Genomic DNA, 20137 nt, shown 5'->3' with positions numbered 1-20137 from the left:
AAGCGCCGCCGTCGGCTATGTGCACAAGTAACGTGGACGATCCGCTTAAGGCGCTGCCGGACTTCATGAAAGAATCAGCACATGCCTGAAACTGCCGCCACAGCTGATACCCGTACGCCCTCAGGACGCCTGGCCCTCGCCGCGTCATCGGAAAAAATCGCTCTCGGACCCCTGGACGGCCGTTACCAGTCCGCCGTCGCGCCCCTCGTGGACTACCTGTCTGAGGCCGCCCTGAACCGGGACCGCGTGGCCGTGGAAGTTGAGTGGCTCATCCACCTGACCAGCAACAACGTCCTTCCCGGCGCCGGACCCCTGAGCGCCGAACAGCAGGACCGGCTCCGCGCCATCGTCACCGAATTCGATGCAGCGTCGGTGCAGGAGCTCGCCGACATCGAAGCCGTGACCGTGCACGACGTGAAGGCCGTGGAGTACTACATCGGCCGCCGCCTCCCTGCAATTGGCATTGAAAACCTGACCGCCATGGTCCACTTCGGCTGCACCTCCGAGGACATCAACAACCTCTCCTACGCGCTCGGCGTCAAGGGTGCTGTGGAGGACGTGTGGCTCCCGGCAGCCCGCGCCCTGGTGGCACAGATCAGCAGGATGGCGGAGGACAACCGGGCGGTCCCCATGCTGTCCCGCACCCATGGCCAGCCGGCCACCCCCACCACGCTGGGCAAGGAACTGGCCGTCATCGCGCACCGCCTGACCCGCCAGCTGGACCGGATCGCGAAGACCGAATACCTGGGCAAGATCAACGGTGCCACCGGCACCTACGCCGCCCATGTGGCCTCCGTCCCCGGCGCCGACTGGCAGCAGGTCTCCAAGTCGTTCGTGGAAGGCCTGGGCCTCACCTGGAACCCCCTCACCACCCAGATCGAAAGCCACGACTGGCAGGCGGAGCTCTACGCCGACGTGGCCCGCTTCAACCGCATCCTGCACAACGTCTGCACCGATCTCTGGAGCTACATCTCCATTGGCTACTTCGCGCAGATCCCGGTGGCCGGGGCAACCGGCTCGTCCACCATGCCGCACAAGGTCAACCCCATCCGCTTCGAGAACGCTGAGGCCAACCTCGAGATCTCCAACGGCCTGCTGGACACCTTGGCCGCCACCCTGGTGACCTCCCGCTGGCAGCGCGACCTCACAGACTCCTCCAGCCAGCGCAACATCGGCGTCGCATTCGGGCACTCCCTTTTGGCCATTTCCAACGTGGCCAAGGGCCTGGAGCGCCTGGATGTTGCCGAGGACGTCCTGGCAGCGGACCTGGACACCAACTGGGAGGTCCTGGGCGAGGCAATCCAGATGGTGATGCGGGCCGAGGCGATCGCCGGCGTCGAAGGCATGGAAAACCCCTACGAGCGGCTCAAGGACCTCACCCGCGGCCAGCGCGTGGATGCCGCCCGCATGCAGGAGTTCGTGCAGGGCCTGGGCCTTTCCCCGGAGGCCGAGGCACGCCTCCTGGCTCTCACCCCCGGCCGGTACACCGGCATCGCGGACCAGCTGGTGGACCACCTGAAGTAGGCACTGCGCCAGCAGGGCTGCCGGAAGGGCAGGAATTTACGACGGCGGCGCCGGGCTCATGTGGGCCCGGCGCCTTCGTTGTGGAGCGGCAGCGCCACGGACAGTTCCGCTTTGCGCCTGCAACCAGCCGGGGGTGGGAAACTGGGAACATGAAGTTGCTCCTGATCCGCCACGGCGAAACCCCCGGCAACGTGCTGGGCCAGTTGGACACCGACCATCCCGGCCCCGGGTTGACCGAACTCGGCGAACGGCAGGCAGAAGCCATGGCGCGGGCCCTTGCCAACGAACGCATCGGAGCGCTGTACGCGTCCACGTTGATCAGGACGCAGATAACGGCCGCGCCGTTGGCACGCCTGCACACCCTTGACGTTGAGGTGCTTGAAGGGCTGCACGAAATCGAGGCCGGATCACTGGAGAAGCTCACCGACCACGAATCCCATAAGCGCTACATGGGCACCGTGATCTCCTGGGCTGCGGGCGACCTGGACCGGCGCATGCCCGCGGGGCCCGACGGCCACGCCTTCTTCGACAGGTTCGATGCTGCCATCGCGCTGGTGGCCGGGCGGGCGGAACGCCAGCAGCACGGCACCGTTGCAGTGGTCAGCCACGGCGCCGCCATCCGTACCTGGGCGGGGCTGCGGGCCGAGGGCGCAGACCACGAGTTCGCTGCCCGCCATGTCCTGGCCAACACCGGAATCGTGGCACTCGAAGGCAGCCTGGCGACCGGCTGGACCCTGCTCCACTGGGACGGAAGCCCCGTGGGCGGCCTTGCCCTGGCAGACCCGACCGCGGAGGACCCGACAGGTCGGGACGTAGCCGCCCCCTAGGCCTGCTGCCGGTGGCGCCGGGATGGACGTGCCCGCAGCGCGGGACACGGACGGGCGTCGATCCCGCCGGGCAGGCTCCCGCGGACCCCTTGAACGCTTGGGCTGCGGGACGGCACCCCGGGCACAAGCCGGGCTGCCATCGCTGCGGCATCTGCCGCCGCCGGCCGTTCCCGGGGATCCATGGCGGTAACGGACCGCAGCAGGGGCACCCAGCCGCCGAGGTGGCCTGGGACGTCCGGGGACCGCAGGGTCCGGGCCACGAGGGATTCGATGGCGGTGCCGGGAAACGCCTTGGTGCCTGTGAGGAGCTCCAACAGGACCAGCCCCATGGCGTACACGTCCCATGACGGAGCCGCTGCCCCGCCGGATGCCTGCTCGGGACTCATATAGTGCACTGTGCCGGACGAAATTCCGGGCTCGGGCGCCGAGCCGGTGGCCGTGGCAATTCCGAAATCGATGATCCGGACAGGACTTCTCCGCAGGCCGCTCAGCATCAGGTTTGCGGGCTTGATATCACGGTGCACAAGACCGTTGGAGTGAAGGTACGCGAGCGCACCGAACAGGCCGCGGGCCCAGAGGGCCACATCAGCGGGCGTGGGGCTTTCCAGCCGTAGGGTTTCGGACAGGGTTGCCCCCAGGGCCAGCTCCTCCACAAGATAGGGCCGTCCCGCATGGGTCCCGCCGCCGCCCACCACGCCTTGACCCAGCAGCCTCACGATGGATGGGTGGGTGAGGCCGGCGAGGACGGAAGCTTCGTTCCGGATCCGCTGATGCTGCTTCCGGCCGCTGGCTGCCGCGATCTTCACGGCCACCTCCGGACCGCCCTCAAGGTCCACCGCCCGAAAGACTTCGGCAGCTGCTCCCCTGCCCAGGCGTTCCCTCAGCTGGTAGCGGCCTGCCAGCGGCCCAGCGGCATTCAGCGACGAATGCGGCAGCGCCGGCGCTGCCGTCCCCGTGGCGCTCATGCGGGAAAGGCTGCGGTATGGTGGGCGCCCCTGGAATCAGTTGTCCATGCATCGAGCTGGAACCCGCAGGCGCAACGCCACACAGGCGGAAGTTCGGTACTTCCGGCACTGGTTGGGGCGAAGGTGTAGCTGGCGCGCTCCCACCCGAGTGCCGGGGTCACCAGCTGCATCGGTGAACCGCAATGGACGGCGGCCTTTCCCTGCGACGCTGTGGTGCCGTCCAGGGTGGATCGCGTCAGGTCCAGGAGCCCATCAGGGGTGGTCGCAGCCATGCCGGGCTCACGCGGTGAAACTTCGGTGGAAGAAACCAACACACTCACGACTCCGTTGGGAAGCAACTTTGGGAACAATCGTAAGCTTACATATAACTAGCCGAACTAGCTAGTCAGGCTAGTGAACTTTTAATTCCGCACTTTCGGCCGCCTGGAGCGATTCGGTCATGCGCTGGAGGAAGTCGACCACAGTTCGGGCCTCCTCTGCGGTCAAGCCTTCCGCAACCGCCATCATCCGGCGATGCATGGCACCGAGGGTCTCCCGGACCTCCTTGTCCGACTCCACCGTGGGGACCACCACCACGGAGCGGCGGTCGGAGGGGTGCGCCTCCCGGCGGACATGCCCGCTGGCCACCAGGCGGTCAATCAGCGAGGTGGTGGAAGCGCTAGTAATATTGAGGAACCGGCTGAGATCCTTGGGGACAACCTGCTTGCCGGACGCCTGGACCCTCAGCAGGTACCGCAGGGCAAGGATGTCCGTCTCACCCATGCCCATGGAATCCCTGGTGCTGCGGCGGATTTCGGTCTCGGCCGCCCGGTAGTCCCGGAGGGCCTTGAGTACCGCCGCACTGTAGTCCAGTTGCCCGTCGGGTCCGTACCAGTAGCCGGATCCCTCGTTGCCCATAGAAGCCATGGGATCATTTTAGACCAACTGGTAACTAGACCGCCAAGTAACTTCCCTTCACGGCTGCTCCTGGCGTTATCCAGGTGCTAACCGCCAGGAAACACCTGCGTAACTCCCCGCACCTAGCCTTGTCAGGCATACCCCTCCGGCGAATCGAGGCAGATATGCAGACCAACCCCAGGCTCAACATCCGGCAGGTCTCCTGGTCCAATCCCGTTGGCGCGGACCTTCGCCGCGCGCAGCAGGCCGAACTCGACGCCCGCTTTGGCCGGCCCGACCACGAGCCCGGGCCGCCGCCGTCGGGAGCAGACTGCGCTGTCTTCCTGGTGGCATACGACAAAGGATCGGGGCAACCGGTGGGCTGCGGCGGGCTCCGGCTCCTGGATGGAACAACGGCCGAAATCAAGCGGCTCTACGTGCTGCCGTACACCCGGGGCTCCGGCGTTGCCAGCTCCATCCTCGCGGCACTGGAAGCAGAAGCATTCAGCCAGGGAATCACCAGGATCAAAGCCGAAGCCGGATCGGCACAGCCTGACGGCCGGAACTTCTACGAGAATTCGGGGTTCGAACCCATCCCGAACTTCGGGCCCTATATCGGCGTGGAGCACTCGCACTGTTACGCCAAGCGCATCAACGCCCACAGTGCCGCCCAGACCGCCATGGCCTAGCACCCGGTCCGTCACACTCGGATTGCGGGCAGTGGCTTCGGCTAATCTCGGCCTATGGAAACAGCAGACATCACCTTCCGGACCCGCAAATGGGTCCGGCCCGAGGACCTCAACGCCAACGGGACCCTCTTTGGCGGCAGCCTGCTGAAATGGATCGACGAAGAAGCCGCCATCTACGCCATCCTCCAGCTGGGAAACGGCCGCGCAGTCACCAAGTACATTTCGGAGATCAACTTCGTCAGCTCCGCGGTCCAGGGCGACCTGATCGAAATGGGACTGACAGCCACGCGGTTTGGCCGGACCTCACTGACCATGCGCGCCGAGGTCCGCAACATGATCACCCGGCAGAGCATCCTCACCATCGAGGAGATCGTTTTCGTGAACCTGAACCAGGAGGGCAAGCCCGAGCCGCACGGCTATACGGAAATCACCTACGACAGGGACAGGATCCCCACCCACCACCTCAGTGTGACCGCCGTCAAGGACTGACGCCGCCCACGGCCAAGGTTTTCCCCCGGTTCACGCCGAGGGCCCCGGCCGTTTCCCCGACTGGACCAAAGTGAGCAGCCGGGCTGTTTATCGAATCGATAGCTATAACAGCCCGGTTTTTGTCATGCCCGGCTATAGGCTGTGCGGACATGCTCCGATTCCAGTCCAGAAATGAGTCCTGATCGTGCGTACATTGAAGACTTTGGTTGCCGCCGCCGTCGCCGCCACCCTGCTCGCCGGCTGCGGCGGTGCTTCCACCCCGCCCGCTTCCACCGGCGAAGCCTCCGGGGCTCCGGCAGGAGCCTCCGGGGACACCCTGGTGATCTACACCAACTCCAACGGCGAGGGCCGGGGCGACTGGTTAGCGGCCAAGGCGGCCGAGGCCGGATTCAAGATCGAGATCGTGGGGGCCGGGGGCGCCGATGCCACCAACAAGCTCATTGCGGAGAAGAACAACCCCATTGCCGACGTAGCATTCGGCCTGAACAACATGTACTTCTCGCAGGTCAAGAACGAGGGCGCGCTGGAGGCGTACCAGCCCGCGTGGGCCGGCGACGTGGACAAGGGCCTGGGCGACGGGGAGACGTACTGGCCCCTGGTGAAGCAGGCCATCCTCCTGGGGTACAACTCGGACAAGATCAGCAAGGATGCCGCACCGAAGGACTGGACGGACCTGTGGACCAAGGACGAGTTCAAGAGCCGCTATGAGCGAGTCACCGGCCTGGGCACGGCCACGGCGCAGCTGGTTTTCGCCGGCATCCTCTCCCGGTACCGGGACGACTCCGGGGATCTGGGGATTTCCGACGACGGCTGGAAGCAGGTTGAGCAGTACTTCAAGAACGGCAGCCCCGCAGTGGCCAAGACCGACCTGTTCGCCCGGATCGCCGCCGGCGACGTGGACATGGGCCAGATGCCGTCCTCGATCATTGCCGATCGCGAAAAGTCCTTCAAAGTGAACGTGGACACGGTCATTCCTTCCGTGGGGGTCCCCCTTGCCGTGGAGCAGATCGCCCTGGTGAAGGGGACCAAGAAGAAGGAGCAGGCGCAGAAGTTCATCGACTGGTTCGGCAGCGCAGACGTCCAGGGTGAATTCGCGCAGAAGTTCAACTCCATGCCGGTCAACAAGGCTGCCCAGGCAAAGGCCAATCCCGAGGTGGTGAACTTCTTTGCCGGCCTCAAGCAGCAGGACATCGACTGGGACTTCGTCCAGAAAAACATGGGCGCCTGGGTGGAGAAGATCGAACTCGAGTACATGACGTAGCCCGCACTGCCAGCCGCCGTTTCCGCGTTCCATCAGACAGGGTTGCCATGATCCGCTTGGAAAACATCGAAGTTACCTTTGGCGATTTCACCGCCATTCCGCATCTGGACCTTCATGTCCGGCCGGGTGAGTTCTTCACCCTCCTGGGGCCCTCCGGCTGTGGAAAGACGACGGCGCTGCGCACCCTGGCCGGCTTCATCCAGCCGGCCGGGGGTACGGTCCGGGTGGACGGGAAGGATGTGACCCGCCTTCCCAGCGACAAGCGGCAGGTGGGCATGGTGTTCCAGAACTATGCCCTGTTCCCGAGCATGAGCGTATGGGAGAACATCGCCTTCGGACTCCGGGTCCGGAAGGAAAAACCTGCCGACAGTGACCGCCTTGTGCGTGATATTGCACGGCGCGTGGAACTCAGCGACGAGCAGCTGGCGAAGAACGTGGCCGAGCTGTCCGGCGGCCAGCAGCAGCGCGTGGCTGTTGCCCGCGCCCTGGTGCTGCGGCCCAAGATCCTGCTGCTGGACGAGCCGCTGTCCAACCTCGATGCCAAGCTCCGCCACCAGTTGCGCCAGCAGCTCAAGGACCTGCAGAGCGAGTTCGGCATCACCACCGTGTACGTTACCCACGACCAGGACGAGGCCCTTGCCATGAGTGACCGGGTGGCGGTCTTCAACAAGGGCGTGGTGGAACAGGTTGGGACGCCCCAGGAAATCTACGACCATGCCGCTACGGAGTTCGTCTGCAACTTCATTGGTGACAGCTCGGCCCTGACGCCGGACTTCGTGGCGGAGGTCAACCGGCTCTCCGGCGCCGGCCTCAGCACGGATGCCAGATCCTACCTGCGCGTGGAAAAGGCCTCCCTGGACCGGCCGGCGGACGGAGGGGCCGCCGTCGGGCTTCCCGCCACCGTGGTGTCCCGGACCTACCACGGCCTGCACAGCCGGTATGTGGTCCGCAGCCATGGCGCGGATATCCGCCTCCTGGTCCGGGAAGACGGCGCCGCGCACCCTGAGGCCGGCACGGCCACAACGGTCTACGTCCAGCCCGGGCACATCCTCCAGTACCATCCGGGATCCGGTGCCGCGCTTGCACAGGACCGGGCGGTTGCCCTGCCATGAGCGGCAACAATGCGGTGCGCAGCATGGTCCGCTCCCCGTTCGTCGTGGTGGTGGGGGTCATCCTTACCTGGTTCATCGCCGCGTTCCTGGTATGGCCCAACGTGAACATCCTGATCGCCACGTTCTTCCCCGACGGCAGCTTTTCGGGCCGTGCCGCGGAGAAGCTGTTCTCCTCCCAGCGGGCCATGAAGGCACTGGGCAACAGCTTCCTGCTGGCCGTGGCGCTGTCCGTCACCGTCAACCTGGTGGGCGTCTTCATCGTCCTGGTGACGCATTACTTCAGGATCCGGGGTTCGAGGATCCTTTTCCTGGGCTATGCCTCCACCTTCATCTATGGCGGCATCGTGCTGGCGGCGGGGTATAAATTCATCTACGGGGACAAGGGCATTGTCACGTCGCTGCTGGTCCGGGTTGTCCCCGGCATGGACCCCGGCTGGTTTTCCGGGTTCTTTGCCGTGCTGGCGGTCATGACCTTTGCCACCACCACCAACCACATGCTGTTCGTTGCCAACGCCCTCAATGGCATTGACTACCAGACCATCGAGGCCGCGCGGAACCTTGGCGCCTCCACGTGGACCATCCTGCGGCGCATCGTCCTGCCGATGCTCAAGCCCACGCTGTTCGCCGTCACCATCCTGTCCTTCCTCACCGGCCTGGGCGCCCTCAGCGCCCCGCAGGTGCTGGGTGGCCGCGACTTCCAGACCATCACACCGATGATCCTGACGTTCACCAACAGCCCCACCTCGCGTGACCTGGCGGCGCTGCTGGCCGTGATACTTGGCCTGGCCACCATGGTGATGCTCGCCGTGATGTCCCGGCTGGAGAAGGGCGGCACCTACTTTTCGGTGTCAAAGGTGTCTTCCGAGCTGCAGAAACAGGACATTGCCAACCCCGTAGCCAACGTGGCCGTGCACGCCGTGGCCTATCTCCTCTTTGCCGTCTACACGCTTCCCGTGGTGCTGATCGTGCTTTATTCATTTGCCGACGGCGCCGCCATCCAGACCGGACAGCTCTCGTTTTCCAACCTGACACTGGACAACTACATCCGCGTCCTCACCCAGCAGTCCGGGCTCCGGCCGTTCATCGTCAGCGTGGTGTACAGCGCCCTGGCGGCCGTCATCGCCGTCGGCGGCCTGCTCTTTGTGGCCCGCCTGCTGCAGAAGTACAAAAACTGGGTGGCCTCAACGTTTGAGTACCTGCTGCACATCCCGTGGATCCTGCCGTCAGCGCTGCTGGCCCTGGGCCTGATTGTCAGCTACGACCATTCCAATCCTCTGGTGGGCGGTGCCGTCCTCACGGGAACAACGGTGATCCTGCTCATCGCCTTCGTCACGGTGAAGATCCCGTTCACCCTGCGGATGCTCAAGGCGTCCTTTGCCGCCGTGAACTCTTCCCTGGAGGAGGCTGCGGCCATTATGGGCGCCAAGACGCTGTATGTCTTCCGCCGGATCCTCCTGCCCCTGGTGCTTCCGGCGGCCGCAGCCATCACGGCCCTGAACTTCAACAGCCTGCTGGACGACTACGACACGGCGATCTTCCTGGCCCATCCGCTGGTACAGCCCCTGGGCCTGGTGATCAAGGCGAACACCGACGGTGCCGAGGGCACGGAGGGCATCGCAAACACCTTTGTCTACACGGTGCTGCTGATGGTGATCACCGGGGTGACGATGTACCTCGTGTACGGCAGGTCCGGGCGGCGGAAGGGCAGGAAGCGGCTTCCCGCAGCTCCGGCCGGCCCGCAGGTCTCCGGCGCCGGACTTCCCGGCGCCCAGGCGCCGGGTGAGGACGACGCCACGCGCCCGGCAGCTGCCGTCCGCTGACTACCTCCCCGGACCGCTGGCGACGGCGGCCCGTGCGTTCCGCCGCCGGGCCAGGTTGAGCACGCGGTCGCGCAGCGGCTGGGCACCGTCTGCCAGGGCTACCAGCATCATGACCGCCGATGCCCGACTGAGCGCCCGGGTCCGAAGCCGGCGCTGCCGGTTGTAGGCGGCGAGTGCCTTTTCCTGTGGGAGGCTGTTCAACAGGTCTGCCAGGACGACGGCATCCACCAGCGATTCACAGGCGCCCCGGCCCAGGTTCGGAGTCATGGCGTGTGCTGCATCGCCCACCAGCACGGCCGCGCCACGGACGTAGGACCGCAGAGGCGGCGTGGTCCAGATCCGCTGGGCGAGCGAGAGTTCGGGAACGGCGGCGGCCAGCACCTGGCGGATGGCGGGAGCGTGGCCTTCGAAACGCTGCCGCGCTTGCTCCAGCGCCTCTGCAACGTCGATCCCGGAAGGGCCCATGTCCGAACGCCAGCTGGCGTACCAGTTGGTTCCTCCGGGGGAGGCTGCGATCCCGAAAAGGTCACCCCGTCCCCAGTACTCCCCTACTGCATCGGGATCGACGGGCGCCGGAATGGTGCCCCGCAGCGCGAGGCAGGATGTCACCCTGGCATCTGCAGCGGCGCCCCAAACCTGACGGCGGACTACGCTGTGGACCCCATCGGCGCCCACCATCAGTCCTTGACCGGCCGGCAGGTCCTTCACCTGCCTGTTGACCCGCCGGACCGTTGCGGGGACAGCCGAGTCGAGGAGCCGAAGCAGGTCCACCCGCGACATCCCGATCAGTTCGCCGCCGTTAACGGTGATCCACGGTTCACCTGCCGCGTTGCGGATGGAACCGCTGCCAAGGACAGGGCTCACCGCCCGCGCCTGCCCGAGGATTCCCACCCGGGCCAGCGCCCGCTGCGCGTTGGGCCACATGGCCAGCACTGTGCCAACCGTGGGGAGCCCGGGGCGCTTCTCATAAACCGTCACGTGGAAGCGGCTGGGGTCCAGGGCTGCCGCAAGGGCCAGACCGGCGATGCCGCCGCCAACGATCGTGATCGTTTCCATGCGCGCCATTTTACTACTTTTGTAGTGATCCGGAAGGGGTCCCACTACACTGAATCCATGCCGGACCGACGCACCCTGTTGCTCGATGCCGCCCTGGCCGTGGTGGCGGACAAGGGCATGAAGGGGCTCACCCACCGGGCCGTGGACACCGCGGCAGGCCTGTCGGAAGGCACCACGTCCAACTACTACCGGAACCGCGCTGCCCTGGTTGACGCCGTCCTGGACCGTCTGCTGGAACTGGACGCCACCCTCCTCCGGGACCAGGGGCCTGCCGGTCCGCCCGAGGACGTGGATGAACTGGCAGGCCAGCTCGCCTCCATGATGGTGATGCTGGCAGGCCGGCACGCCGGCCTGACCCGCGCCCGGCTGGCACTCTCCCTGGATAAACCGGACTCCGTGACGGCCGGCCACTTCCAGCTGGTGGGCGGCCTGGAACAGGCGCTTGCCGGGCTGGGAGTGCCGGACGCGCGGGCGCGGGCGCGGGATGTGGCCGACTACGGCGACGGGGTGCTGCTGCACCTGCTCACCGTCAGGCGGGACGAGCAGCCCGACGCTGCCGCCATCGCCGCCGCCGTCCGGCGGCTGGTGGGCATTTGAGCCTCACCCGGCCAGCCGGCGTCGTCCTTCTCCGGATGCCCTAGGAGGAGGCGGGCCAGCCCGTGTAGGCCTCAGCCAGGTAGGCCCTGCCATGGCGGGAGGAGACCACGGAGTTCAGTTCGCCGAGCTGGCGGGCGCGGGAGAAGTCGTCCGCATCGGCCGGGGTGTGCAGCATGGTGGTCATCCAGTAGGAGAACTGCTGGGCCTTCCACACCCGGTCCAGGGCGCGGTCGCTGTACGTGTCCAGGAGCCGGTCCGAGCCGGAGTTGTAGTGGCTGTCCAGTCCCTCGAAAAGGAACTTGACGTCATTGATGGCCAGGTTCAAGCCCTTGGCGCCGGTAGGCGGCACGGTGTGTGCGGCGTCGCCGGCCAGGAACAGGTTGCCGTGGCGCATGGGGGTGTGGACGAAGCTGCGGAACGGCAGGACCATCTTTTCCAAAACCGGACCCTCCTTGAGCTCGAAGCCGTTGCCGTTGACGCGGCTGCGGAATTCGGCCCAGATCCGGTCGTCATCCCATTCCGCCACGTTCTCCTTGGGGTCGCACTGGAAGTACATCCGCTGCACGGTTTCCGTGCGCTGGCTGATCAGGGCGAAGCCGTTGGCCGAGTTGGCGTAGATGAGTTCATCGGAGCTGCGCGGCGCCTCGGCAAGGATGCCGAACCAGGCAAAGGGGTATTCGTGGAAGTACCACTTGCGGTGGGCCTCGGGGATCTGGAACCGGCAGTGGCTGCGCGAGCCGTCAGCGCCCACCAGGAAGTCGGCCTGGATTTCGAACTCGACGCCGTCGGCATCGGTGAACCAGACCTTCGGCCTGCCCTCCAGGTCGTGGACTGTGGTGTCGGTGACGCTGTACCGCACGTCGCCGCCGTCGTCCTTCCTCCGTGCGGCGAGGTCCAGGAAGACGTCCGTCTGCGGGTACAGCCACACGGACTCGCCCACGAGGTCCTTGAAGTCGATGCGGTGGCTCTCATTGTTGAAGCGCAGCTCGATGCCGTCGTGCCGGTCGCCGTCGCGCAGCACCCGGTCCGAGACTCCGCTGTCCACCAGCAGGTTGACGGTTCCGTGCTCCAGGATGCCGGCGCGCACGGTGTGGGCGATTTCCTCGTGGCTGCGGATCTCGATCACCGTGGACTCGATGCCTGCCTTGGCCAGCAGATGGGAGAGCATCAGCCCTGCCGGACCGCCTCCCATGATGGCTACCTGGGTGGTGATGATTTTTCGTGCCATGGCTTTGTCTCGCTTCGTTGCGGGGCCCGGGGGTGGGGCCGGAATGGGTGCCTGGGTTCAGTGTGCGCCAGGCCGGGTGACCGGCGTTACAGGCATTCCGTTCAACGGATTCCGGGGGTAGCGTGAGGGGGCCGGATCAGGCCTCGGCCAGGCCGCGGGCAATGCCGCGGGCCGCCGTCTGCAGCGCGGGAACCAGCGCCTGCAGCCGCATTTCCCGCAGTGGAACCACGACGCCGAGAGACGCCACCGCGCGCCGGCGGCGGTTCAGGACGGGCACGGCGATGCCCCAGGTATCCGGGTCAACCACGCCCTTCAGCTGGGCGAAACCCTGGAGGGACGTGTCCGCGAGGAGGGTCCGCACGTCATCGGCAGTCAGCTTTCCGTATGGATCGTGGAACTGGCCGAGGTACTCGTTCTGCAGCGCCCTGTCCTGGTGGGCCATGAGCGCCAGCCCGGCGGACGAAATGTGGATGGGCATCCGGCCTGCCACCTGGGCGCGGTTGGCCACCGAGCCGCGCCGGGAGAGCCGCTCCACGAAGAGCGCCTCCCAGCCGTCCAGTACCGCCAGGTTCACGTTCTGGTTCAGGACCTGCTGGATGTCCTCCATGAAGGGCATGGCGGCCTGGCGCAGCGCCAGTGCCGGGGAGGCACGGTTCACCAGTTCCCAGAGCCGGAGGCCGGGACGGACCGTTCCACCGGAGGCAGTCTCCAGCAGGCCATGCCCGGCGAGCTGGCCCACCAGCCGGTGCGTGGTGGTCAGGGGGAGGCCGGCCCGCTCCGCAAGCTCCGACAACCGGAGATCGGCGACGTCCTGGGGGAAGGCGGAGATCAGCCGCACAATCCGGTCCACCACCGAATCGCCCGAGCTTGAGTTCGCCACGGCCGCACGCCCTTCCGTTGAATGGGAAGTCCAGCGTACCGCGCCCGGCGGACCAAAGGCGGGACGAACCGAAGGCGGGGCGCACCCACGGGCGCTTTCCCGGACGGTTGTCAGGCCGCCGTCGGGCCCTGCTCCGGCCTGCGCCGCAGGCGCCGCCACGCGCCGGGGGCGAGCACCACCGCGATGCCGACGGCGGCGCCAATGACGGTCTCGATGATGCGGTCCCGCAGCAGGATGGACGCCGAGGCGGGGACCACCAGGAGCGTGGACACCAGCGCGAGGGGTGTGACGAACACCTGGGCCACCAGGTACTGGCGGATGATGAACATCTCCGCGCCGAACTGGCAGAGCGCCATCACCAGCACCGTCTGCCAGGGCTGCAGGCCCACCAATAAGACGGCTGCCAGGACCAGCAGGCCCAGCACCGTGCCGATGATCCTTTGGATGCCGCGGCGCACCCGGTGCCTGGTGGTGTGCCCCACCAGCGGAACCACGGCGGCCACCATGGCCCAGTAGTTGTGGCCGAAGCCGAGCCGGCCGCCGGCCCACGTGGCCAACGAGCCGGCCAGGCCTGCCGCCACCAGGTAGCCGAAACCCTCAAGCCACGCCGTCCGCTTCTCCGCCGGGGTCCGCCGGATGCGGGGAGGCCTGGCCCAAGGGGTGCGGTGACTGGGAAGGATCCGGGAGGAGAAGCCGATGAGCAGGGCGAACACCGTGGTGAGGACCGCGACCAGCATGCCCTGCCACAGCGGCGGCTGGTTGGGAATGGAGGCGATGGCGGCGAAGGCGAAGATGTGGAAGAGGGAGCCCGCCGGGCGCAGCCGCAGCCAGGAGATCGCCACCGAACACCCGCCGGCCACCAGGGTGGTGGCCAGGACCAGCAGCCAGGTGTGCGCGGCGGCATCCAGGCCCCAGGCTGGACCCATCCGGGCGGCGAGCGCGGCGAGGAGGATCACCAGCAGCATCAGCAGCCCGGCGCGCAGCTGCAGCACAAAACGGACGGCGTGCGGCTCTCCGCGGCCATAGATTCCGGTGAAGGCACCGAACGACGCGAAGATTGCCAGGTCCAGCCTGCCCAGCAGCACCAGGGTGATCAGGGGCACGAAGACGCCGACGGCGCACCTCAGTGCCGGGTGGTGGTCCTTGTTGCCGGGGGCGATGCTGAACATCTCAGCAAGCATCTTCACGGGGGCAGCGCCTTCCTTGGGGGTGGATTCCGGGGTGGCGGCCGCGCTGACGTTCCTGGTAAATCCTACGGCCCAGACCCCCGGGACCGCCCGGCACGTTCCCATGAACGGAATCGGGAGGCAATGCGGCGGAAACAACGCCCCATGATGCTTGAGTCATGAAGCGCCCTCCGCACAACTCGCCCGCCGCTGACCTGAGCTGTGAAGTCTGCGGCCGGATGCCGGAACCGCCCAAGGCGCGGCTGACCCTGGCGAACGTGGCAGCGATGCTGCCCATCGAGCTCCTGGTGCACGCGCTGGTGGTGGAGACGCACCTCCCTTACGTGGCGAAGGTGCTGGTGCTGACCCTCACCGCCACGGTCCTGGTGATCTGGGTGGCCGAGCCGTCCGCCGCCCGGATCCTGCGCGGCTGGCTGCATGCCCCGGCGCTGCGGCACCGCCGCCGGCTGGCCGCCGCCCCGGCGCTGTGGCGGGCGCGGACGATGCTCCAGGACCAGCCGGGATCGCTGCAGCGGGTCACGCGGGCGCTGTCCCGGCTGGATACCAATATCCTCGGCATCCACGTCCACCCGGTGCCGGGAGGGGTCCTGGACGAGTTCGTGCTCTCGGCTCAAGGGACCGTGGGCGAGCGTGAGTTGCTGGCCGCGCTTGCCGACGGCGGCGGGAGCCGTTCGCACGTTTGGCCCACCACCGCGCTGGCCATGGCGGACGGGCAGACCAGGGCGCTGAGCCTTGCCTCGAGGATCGCGGCTGCACCGGAGGAACTGCCCCTGGCGGTGGCCGAGCTGCTGCACGCAACGATTGTGCCGCCGTCGGACGCCGGCACCAAAGCGGCCGACGACGGCACCCGGCTTAAGATCCCCACGGCCTGGCATGGCCCCATCACCTTTGCCCGGCCGGGCGAGCCGTTCACCCCGGCCGAGTCGGCCCGGGCGCACCGTCTGGCGGAGCTTGCCGAGATCCTGTCCCACCGGCGCGAGGACTCCCGCGCCTAGGTCCACGGGCAGTCACAATCCGTTGGCAGGCCATCCGGGCTCATCGGACCGTGAAACCCCTTGACAGTGGCGGGAGTCACTTCTACCTTTGATTTTGGGATCCCAAATTGGGATCCCAAAAAGAGTATCCGCTCCACGCTCCGGATCGTCCAGCGGCCGCTCCCCCTCCGCAGGCCGGCCCCATCCTGCCCGCGACGCATCACACATCTTTTCGAACCCTCCCCATCCGTAAACTTCCCCGTGAAGGAGAAGCTGTGTCCATCCCAAACACCGAAACAACGGCCACGTCCGACGAGGCCGCACCCCAAACCGCCGAACAATCCGGAAAGGGCGGAACGCAACGGCGCACCTCCGTCCGCTGGAAGTTGTTCCTGCTCCTGCTCGTTCTGGTTTCCGTCAACTACATCGACCGCGGCTCCATCTCTGTCGCGCTGCCCATCATCCAGAAGGAATTCAACCTCGCTCCGGAGTTGGTGGGCCTGCTGCTGTCCGCTTTCTTCTGGACCTACGCCCTGATGCAGGTTCCCGTGGGCTGGCTGATCGACAAGTTCGGTCCCCGCAAGGTCATGACCGCTTCCTGCATCGGCTGGGGTGCTGCCACAGCGGCGTCCGGCATGGCCGGCGGCTTCCTGAGCATGTTCATCGCCCGGCTTGGAATCGGCGTGACCGAAGCCGGCGTGATGCCTGCCGGCGGAAAGCTCAACGCAATCTGGATGCACAAGTCCGAACGGGGCCGCGGTGCCACCATCCTTGACGCCGGCGCACCCCTGGGAGCAGGGCTGGGCGGCATCATTATCGCCGGCCTCATCGCCTCCACCGGCAGCTGGCGCTGGTCCTTCGTCATCGCCGGCGCCGCCACCGTCCTCATGGGCGTGGCCGTCTGGTGGTACGTCCGGGACAACCCCCGCCAGCACCGCGGCGTCAACGACGCCGAGGCCTCCTACATCGAAGCCTCGCATGCTGCCGAGGACGCCGAAGCAGCCATGGACGGCAGCAAGGGCAAGCGCGGCCTGCTCCCCTACCTGAAGTTCCGCTCCTTCTGGGCCATGTGCCTGGGCTGGCTGGGATTCAACGGCGTCTTTTACGGCCTGCTGACCTGGGGACCGCTGTACCTGGCCCAGGCCAAGGGCTTCGACCTGAAGACCATCGGCTGGTCCACCCTGGTGATCTTCGGCGCCGGGTTCGTCGGCGAAATCATCGGCGGCACCATCGCCGACAAGTGGCGCGCCTCGGGCGCCTCCGCAAACCTGGTGATGCGGACCCTCCTGGGCATCTCCAGCGCCATCGTCGTGGCGGGGCTGGTGGGCGTGACCGTTGTCCCGGACGCCACCACCGCCGTGGTCCTGCTCTCCGTGGTCCTGTTCTTCCTGCGCTGGGTGGGCCTGTTCTGGAGCATCCCCTCCATCCTGGGCGGCCGCACCAACGCCGGCGTCCTGGGCGGGGCCATGAACCTCAGCGGCAACATCTCCGGCTTCGTCACCCCCATCGTCGTCGGCCTGATCGTGGGAGCCACCGGCTCCTACACCTGGGCGCTGCTGTACTTTGTGGGTTCCGCCGTGATCATGGGCGCATCAGTGCTCACCCTGAACTACAACAAGCGGCTTCCTGTCTAAGCTGACCCTCGCAGGGAAACCTGCAAACACATGCCCCCGCAGCCGGGAGCAGTGCCGCACAAAATCCGAATGGAGCATCATGCTGACCGCAGAAGAGACCCAGGACAAGGACCGCCCCCTCCGCGAGACTGTCCGGGACACCCTCCGCACCCGGATTTTCGAAGGACACTACGCTCCCGGCACGCGGCTCGTGGAGCGCGACCTCGCAGCCGAATTCTCCGTATCCCGGCTGCCGGTCCGCGAAGCGCTCCGCATGCTCCGCCAGGAAGGCCTCATCAGTGACCGCGGCGCCCGCGGCGCCGAAGTCAGCAGCCTCAGCCCCAAGGATGTGGAGGACCTCTTCGACGTCCGCCAGTCCCTGGAGGTGCTGGCCTGCAGGCTCGCCGCCAAGCGGGCCACCAGGGACGACCTTTCCTACCTCAAGCGGCTGCTGGACAACGCGGAGGCGTTCCTGGCCAAGGGGGCGGTGATGGAGGCGCACCGCGCCAACAGTGAATTCCATGACGCCATCACCGCCATCGCAGACAACAACTTCCTCAAGTCCGCGCTGGAGCCCCTCCAGGGCCGCATGCACTGGCTGTTCCGGCACGTCAGCGACCTGCCCGAGCTCATCCGCGAACACCGCGAACTCTATGCCGCCATCGCCAGCGGCGATCCGGACAAGGCAGCCGCCCAGTCCGCCTCCCACATTGGAAAGTACCGGGACCAGTTCCCTGAGGACTTCCAAAAGACCGAACCAGAATTCCACCGGAAGAGAAAATGAAACTCCTGGTCATCAACCCCAACATCAGCGCAGATGTCACGGCGCTGATCGAATCCGAGGCGCTCCGATCCGCTTCCCCCGGCACTGAACTGCTGGTCCGGACGGCCGGCCACGGCGTCGAATACATTGAGACCCGCTTCGAATCCCTCATCGCCGCCGGCGCGGTGGCCGAAATCATCGCCGAACACACCCGCCCCGGAGCAGACCCGGTGGATGCGGTGGTGGTGGCAGCCTTCGGGGATCCGGGCATGCCGGCCCTCAAGGAACTGGCGGACATCCCCGTCATCGGCATCACCGAGGCTGCACTGTGCGCAGCCGCCCTGCAGGGCCACCGTTTTTCCATCATCGCCATCTCGGACCGGATCAAGCCCTGGTACCGCGAGTGCGTGGAGCGGTTCGGCCTGTCCGGCCGGCTGGCTTCCATCCGCTCCATCAACGACTCCCTCACCAGCATCGCTTCCGTGCAGCAGGACTTCCGGGAAACCCTGCTGGCGCTGGGCCGGCAGGCCGTGGCCGAGGACGGTGCCGACGTCGTGATCCTCGCCGGCGCCCCTCTGGCCGGGCTTGCCCGCGAACTCAACGGCCAGATCCCCGTCCCGGTGGTTGACGGCATTTCCGCCGGGATCCGCATGGCGGAGGCCGTGGCCGCACTGCAGTCCGGAACCCACCGCGCCGGAGCCTTCGCCCCGCCCCCGGCGAAGGACCGCAAGGGCCTGTCCGGCAACCTGGACGCGGCCCTCGCCGCCCGCCAGGAACGCGCCGGCACACCCCAGCCCACGGCCTGAACCACACGACCCAAACCCTAGGAGGACACCGATGTCCCACCAGCCAGAACTTGTCATAGCCAACGCCACCGTGGTCAACAGCGACGGCCGCCAGGAAGCCCACATCGTGGTTTCCGGAGGCCGGATCGCGGCCCTTGTGGGCGCCGCCCAACCCGCCCCGGCGGCAGACCGCACCATCGACGCCACGGGCAAGCTCGTGATCCCCGGCGGCGTGGACGGACACTGCCACGTGGCGCAGGTGACCGGCCGCTTCCGCACCGTCGACGACTACCGGACCACATCCACCGCAGCACTGTGGGGCGGCACCACCACCATCATCGACTTCGGCATCCCCCGCGACGCCCAGGAAACCCCGCTCGCCGCCGTCCTGCACAAGAAGGAACTGGCCACCCAGTCACGCTGCGACGTGGCCCTCCACGGCGCCGTGGTCAGCTGGGACGAAACCGTGCCGTGGCAGCTGGAGCAGTTGGCCGCCGAGGGCGTCCGTTCGGTGAAGATGTACACCACCAACCGCGGCACCACCATGGCCGACGGCGGCACCATCCTGAAGGTGATGCGCGAAATGGTGCGGCTGGACGGCCTGGCCTACATCCACGCCGAGCACGATCCCATCATCGCCGACTGCACCGAACAGCACGCCCAGGACGGCCGGATCGGCATCGAACACCTGCACCGGACCCGGCCCGAACTGGCCGAGGAGATCTCCGTCAAGGAAACCCTGGCCATGGCCGAATACACCGGCGCGCCGGTCTATTTCGTCCACCAGTCCACGCCCGGAGCCGTCGACCTGGTATCCCAGGCACGGGAACGCGGGCTCGAGGCCTACTCCGAGACCTGCCCGCACTACGTCACGCTGGACGACACCGTCTACGCCTCCACCTTCCCCGAGTGGTTCGCCTGCTGCCCGCCCATGCGCAGCGCGGAAACCGTGGCCGCCCTCAAGGAGCGGCTGGTCTCGGGCGCCATCCACACCATGTCCTCCGACCACTCCTGCTACGACCTCTCCCAGAAGCGCGAGCGCACCGATGATGTACGCGCCATGCCCCACGGGCTGCCCGGCGTGGAAACCCGGATGCCCGTCACGTTCACCGCCATGACCTCCGCCGGCGCCACCGTTGAGCAGTTCGTCAGTGCATTCGCTGCGGAGCCGGCCCGGATCAACGCCGTCCCCGGCAAAGGCCGCATCGCCGAGGGGTTCGACGCCGACCTGGTCATCTTCGATCCTGCCGAGGAACGCACGGTCAACGGCGCCGCCCTGCACATGGGAACCGACTTTTCACCCTTCGACGGGAAGGCACTCACGGGCTGGCCCGCCGTCGTGGTCTCCAACGGGCGCGTGGTCCTGGACGCCGACGGCTTCCACGACCCCGGCGCCGTGGGCCGCTTCGTCAACCGCAACGGCTTCCGGCAGCACCAGTCCGCCGCCGCCGACGCCTCCCACCTGCCTGCCGCCGTCCTCTAGGAGCCCCC

Annotated in this window: 20 protein-coding genes; 13 read left to right on the top strand and 7 right to left on the bottom strand. The window is 67.0% G+C overall.

Features of this window, described 5'->3' with window-relative positions; all coding sequences use genetic code 11:
* The first annotated feature begins 81 nt into the window (after window positions 1-81).
* Window positions 82-1524, top strand: coding sequence for an adenylosuccinate lyase (gene purB / locus AB0280_RS12075; protein ID WP_366367347.1), 1443 nt, complete (start codon window positions 82-84; stop codon window positions 1522-1524).
* Between the two features lie 149 nt (window positions 1525-1673).
* A complete protein-coding gene (locus AB0280_RS12070) occupies window positions 1674-2351 on the top strand; it encodes a histidine phosphatase family protein (RefSeq protein ID WP_224023762.1) in 678 nt (225 codons plus the stop codon).
* On the opposite strand, the gene AB0280_RS12065 is transcribed toward AB0280_RS12070, so the two are convergent.
* From AB0280_RS12065 to AB0280_RS12055, 3 genes are all read right to left on the bottom strand, one after another.
* Entirely contained in the window at window positions 2348-3316 is a 969-nt protein-coding gene (locus tag AB0280_RS12065) for a serine/threonine-protein kinase (RefSeq protein WP_224023764.1), read from the bottom strand. The genes AB0280_RS12070 and AB0280_RS12065 overlap by 4 nt on opposite strands.
* A complete protein-coding gene (locus AB0280_RS12060) occupies window positions 3313-3630 on the bottom strand; it encodes a hypothetical protein (RefSeq protein ID WP_366367346.1) in 318 nt (105 codons plus the stop codon). The genes AB0280_RS12065 and AB0280_RS12060 overlap by 4 nt, the downstream gene beginning before the upstream one ends.
* Window positions 3631-3706: 76 nt before the next feature.
* The gene (locus AB0280_RS12055; protein WP_159629622.1) at window positions 3707-4222 is read right to left on the bottom strand and encodes a MarR family winged helix-turn-helix transcriptional regulator; all 516 of its coding nucleotides are present in this window, start codon (window positions 4220-4222) and stop codon (window positions 3707-3709) included.
* Between the two features lie 155 nt (window positions 4223-4377).
* Here AB0280_RS12055 and AB0280_RS12050 point away from each other — a divergent pair, with 155 nt between their 5' ends.
* From AB0280_RS12050 to AB0280_RS12030, 5 genes are all read left to right on the top strand, one after another.
* On the top strand, window positions 4378-4881 hold the full coding sequence (locus AB0280_RS12050) for a GNAT family N-acetyltransferase (protein WP_224023768.1): 504 nt from the start codon (window positions 4378-4380) through the stop codon (window positions 4879-4881).
* Window positions 4882-4935: 54 nt separating this feature from the next.
* Window positions 4936-5370, top strand: coding sequence for an acyl-CoA thioesterase (locus AB0280_RS12045; protein WP_275181973.1), 435 nt, complete (start codon window positions 4936-4938; stop codon window positions 5368-5370).
* Window positions 5371-5554: 184 nt separating this feature from the next.
* Window positions 5555-6631 carry an extracellular solute-binding protein gene (locus AB0280_RS12040; protein WP_307490911.1) on the top strand — a complete coding sequence of 359 codons (1077 nt, stop codon included), beginning with the start codon at window positions 5555-5557 and terminating at the stop codon, window positions 6629-6631.
* A 47-nt stretch (window positions 6632-6678) separates the two neighbouring features.
* Window positions 6679-7743 (top strand): ABC transporter ATP-binding protein, encoded by a 1065-nt coding sequence (locus tag AB0280_RS12035; RefSeq protein ID WP_307490909.1) that lies wholly within the window; start codon window positions 6679-6681, stop codon window positions 7741-7743.
* Complete coding sequence (locus AB0280_RS12030) at window positions 7740-9563, top strand: ABC transporter permease (RefSeq protein WP_307490907.1); 1824 nt, start codon at window positions 7740-7742, stop codon at window positions 9561-9563. Before AB0280_RS12035 ends, AB0280_RS12030 begins: the two co-directional genes overlap by 4 nt.
* On the opposite strand, the gene AB0280_RS12025 is transcribed toward AB0280_RS12030, so the two are convergent.
* On the bottom strand, window positions 9564-10619 hold the full coding sequence (locus AB0280_RS12025) for an FAD-dependent monooxygenase (protein WP_307490905.1): 1056 nt from the start codon (window positions 10617-10619) through the stop codon (window positions 9564-9566). It abuts the gene before it with no gap.
* Between the two features lie 57 nt (window positions 10620-10676).
* On the opposite strand from AB0280_RS12025, the gene AB0280_RS12020 reads away from it, so the two are divergent.
* Entirely contained in the window at window positions 10677-11216 is a 540-nt protein-coding gene (locus AB0280_RS12020; RefSeq protein ID WP_307490903.1) for a TetR/AcrR family transcriptional regulator, read from the top strand.
* A 40-nt stretch (window positions 11217-11256) separates the two neighbouring features.
* Here AB0280_RS12020 and AB0280_RS12015 read toward each other — a convergent pair whose 3' ends face one another.
* The 3 genes from AB0280_RS12015 to AB0280_RS12005 form a co-directional block, all read right to left on the bottom strand.
* Window positions 11257-12444: a 4-hydroxybenzoate 3-monooxygenase gene (locus AB0280_RS12015; RefSeq protein ID WP_307490901.1), complete on the bottom strand. Its 1188-nt coding sequence runs from the start codon at window positions 12442-12444 to the stop codon at window positions 11257-11259.
* Between the two features lie 136 nt (window positions 12445-12580).
* A complete protein-coding gene (locus AB0280_RS12010) occupies window positions 12581-13324 on the bottom strand; it encodes an IclR family transcriptional regulator (protein WP_307490899.1) in 744 nt (247 codons plus the stop codon).
* 110 nt (window positions 13325-13434) lie between these two features.
* The gene (locus AB0280_RS12005; protein ID WP_159634991.1) at window positions 13435-14511 is read right to left on the bottom strand and encodes an FUSC family protein; all 1077 of its coding nucleotides are present in this window, start codon (window positions 14509-14511) and stop codon (window positions 13435-13437) included.
* A 158-nt stretch (window positions 14512-14669) separates the two neighbouring features.
* Here AB0280_RS12005 and AB0280_RS12000 point away from each other — a divergent pair, with 158 nt between their 5' ends.
* The 5 genes from AB0280_RS12000 (at window position 14670) to AB0280_RS11980 (ending at window position 20129) form a co-directional block, all read left to right on the top strand.
* Window positions 14670-15506, top strand: coding sequence for an amino acid-binding protein (locus AB0280_RS12000; RefSeq protein ID WP_366367342.1), 837 nt, complete (start codon window positions 14670-14672; stop codon window positions 15504-15506).
* Between the two features lie 254 nt (window positions 15507-15760).
* On the top strand, window positions 15761-17119 hold the full coding sequence (locus AB0280_RS11995; RefSeq protein WP_275181967.1) for an MFS transporter: 1359 nt from the start codon (window positions 15761-15763) through the stop codon (window positions 17117-17119).
* 79 nt (window positions 17120-17198) lie between these two features.
* Complete coding sequence (locus AB0280_RS11990; protein ID WP_224023781.1) at window positions 17199-17882, top strand: GntR family transcriptional regulator; 684 nt, start codon at window positions 17199-17201, stop codon at window positions 17880-17882.
* A complete protein-coding gene (locus tag AB0280_RS11985; protein WP_275181966.1) occupies window positions 17879-18667 on the top strand; it encodes an aspartate/glutamate racemase family protein in 789 nt (262 codons plus the stop codon). The genes AB0280_RS11990 and AB0280_RS11985 overlap by 4 nt, the downstream gene beginning before the upstream one ends.
* 31 nt (window positions 18668-18698) lie before the next feature.
* Window positions 18699-20129, top strand: a complete 1431-nt coding sequence (locus AB0280_RS11980) for an amidohydrolase family protein (RefSeq protein ID WP_366367340.1) — start codon at window positions 18699-18701, stop codon at window positions 20127-20129.
* Window positions 20130-20137: the final 8 nt, after the last annotated feature.

This window comes from Pseudarthrobacter sp. 902506025, assembly GCF_040702325.1.
GTDB lineage: Bacteria > Actinomycetota > Actinomycetes > Actinomycetales > Micrococcaceae > Arthrobacter.
The sequence above is the reverse complement of the archived record's forward strand: the minus strand, read 5'-3'. Positions and strand labels throughout refer to the sequence as shown.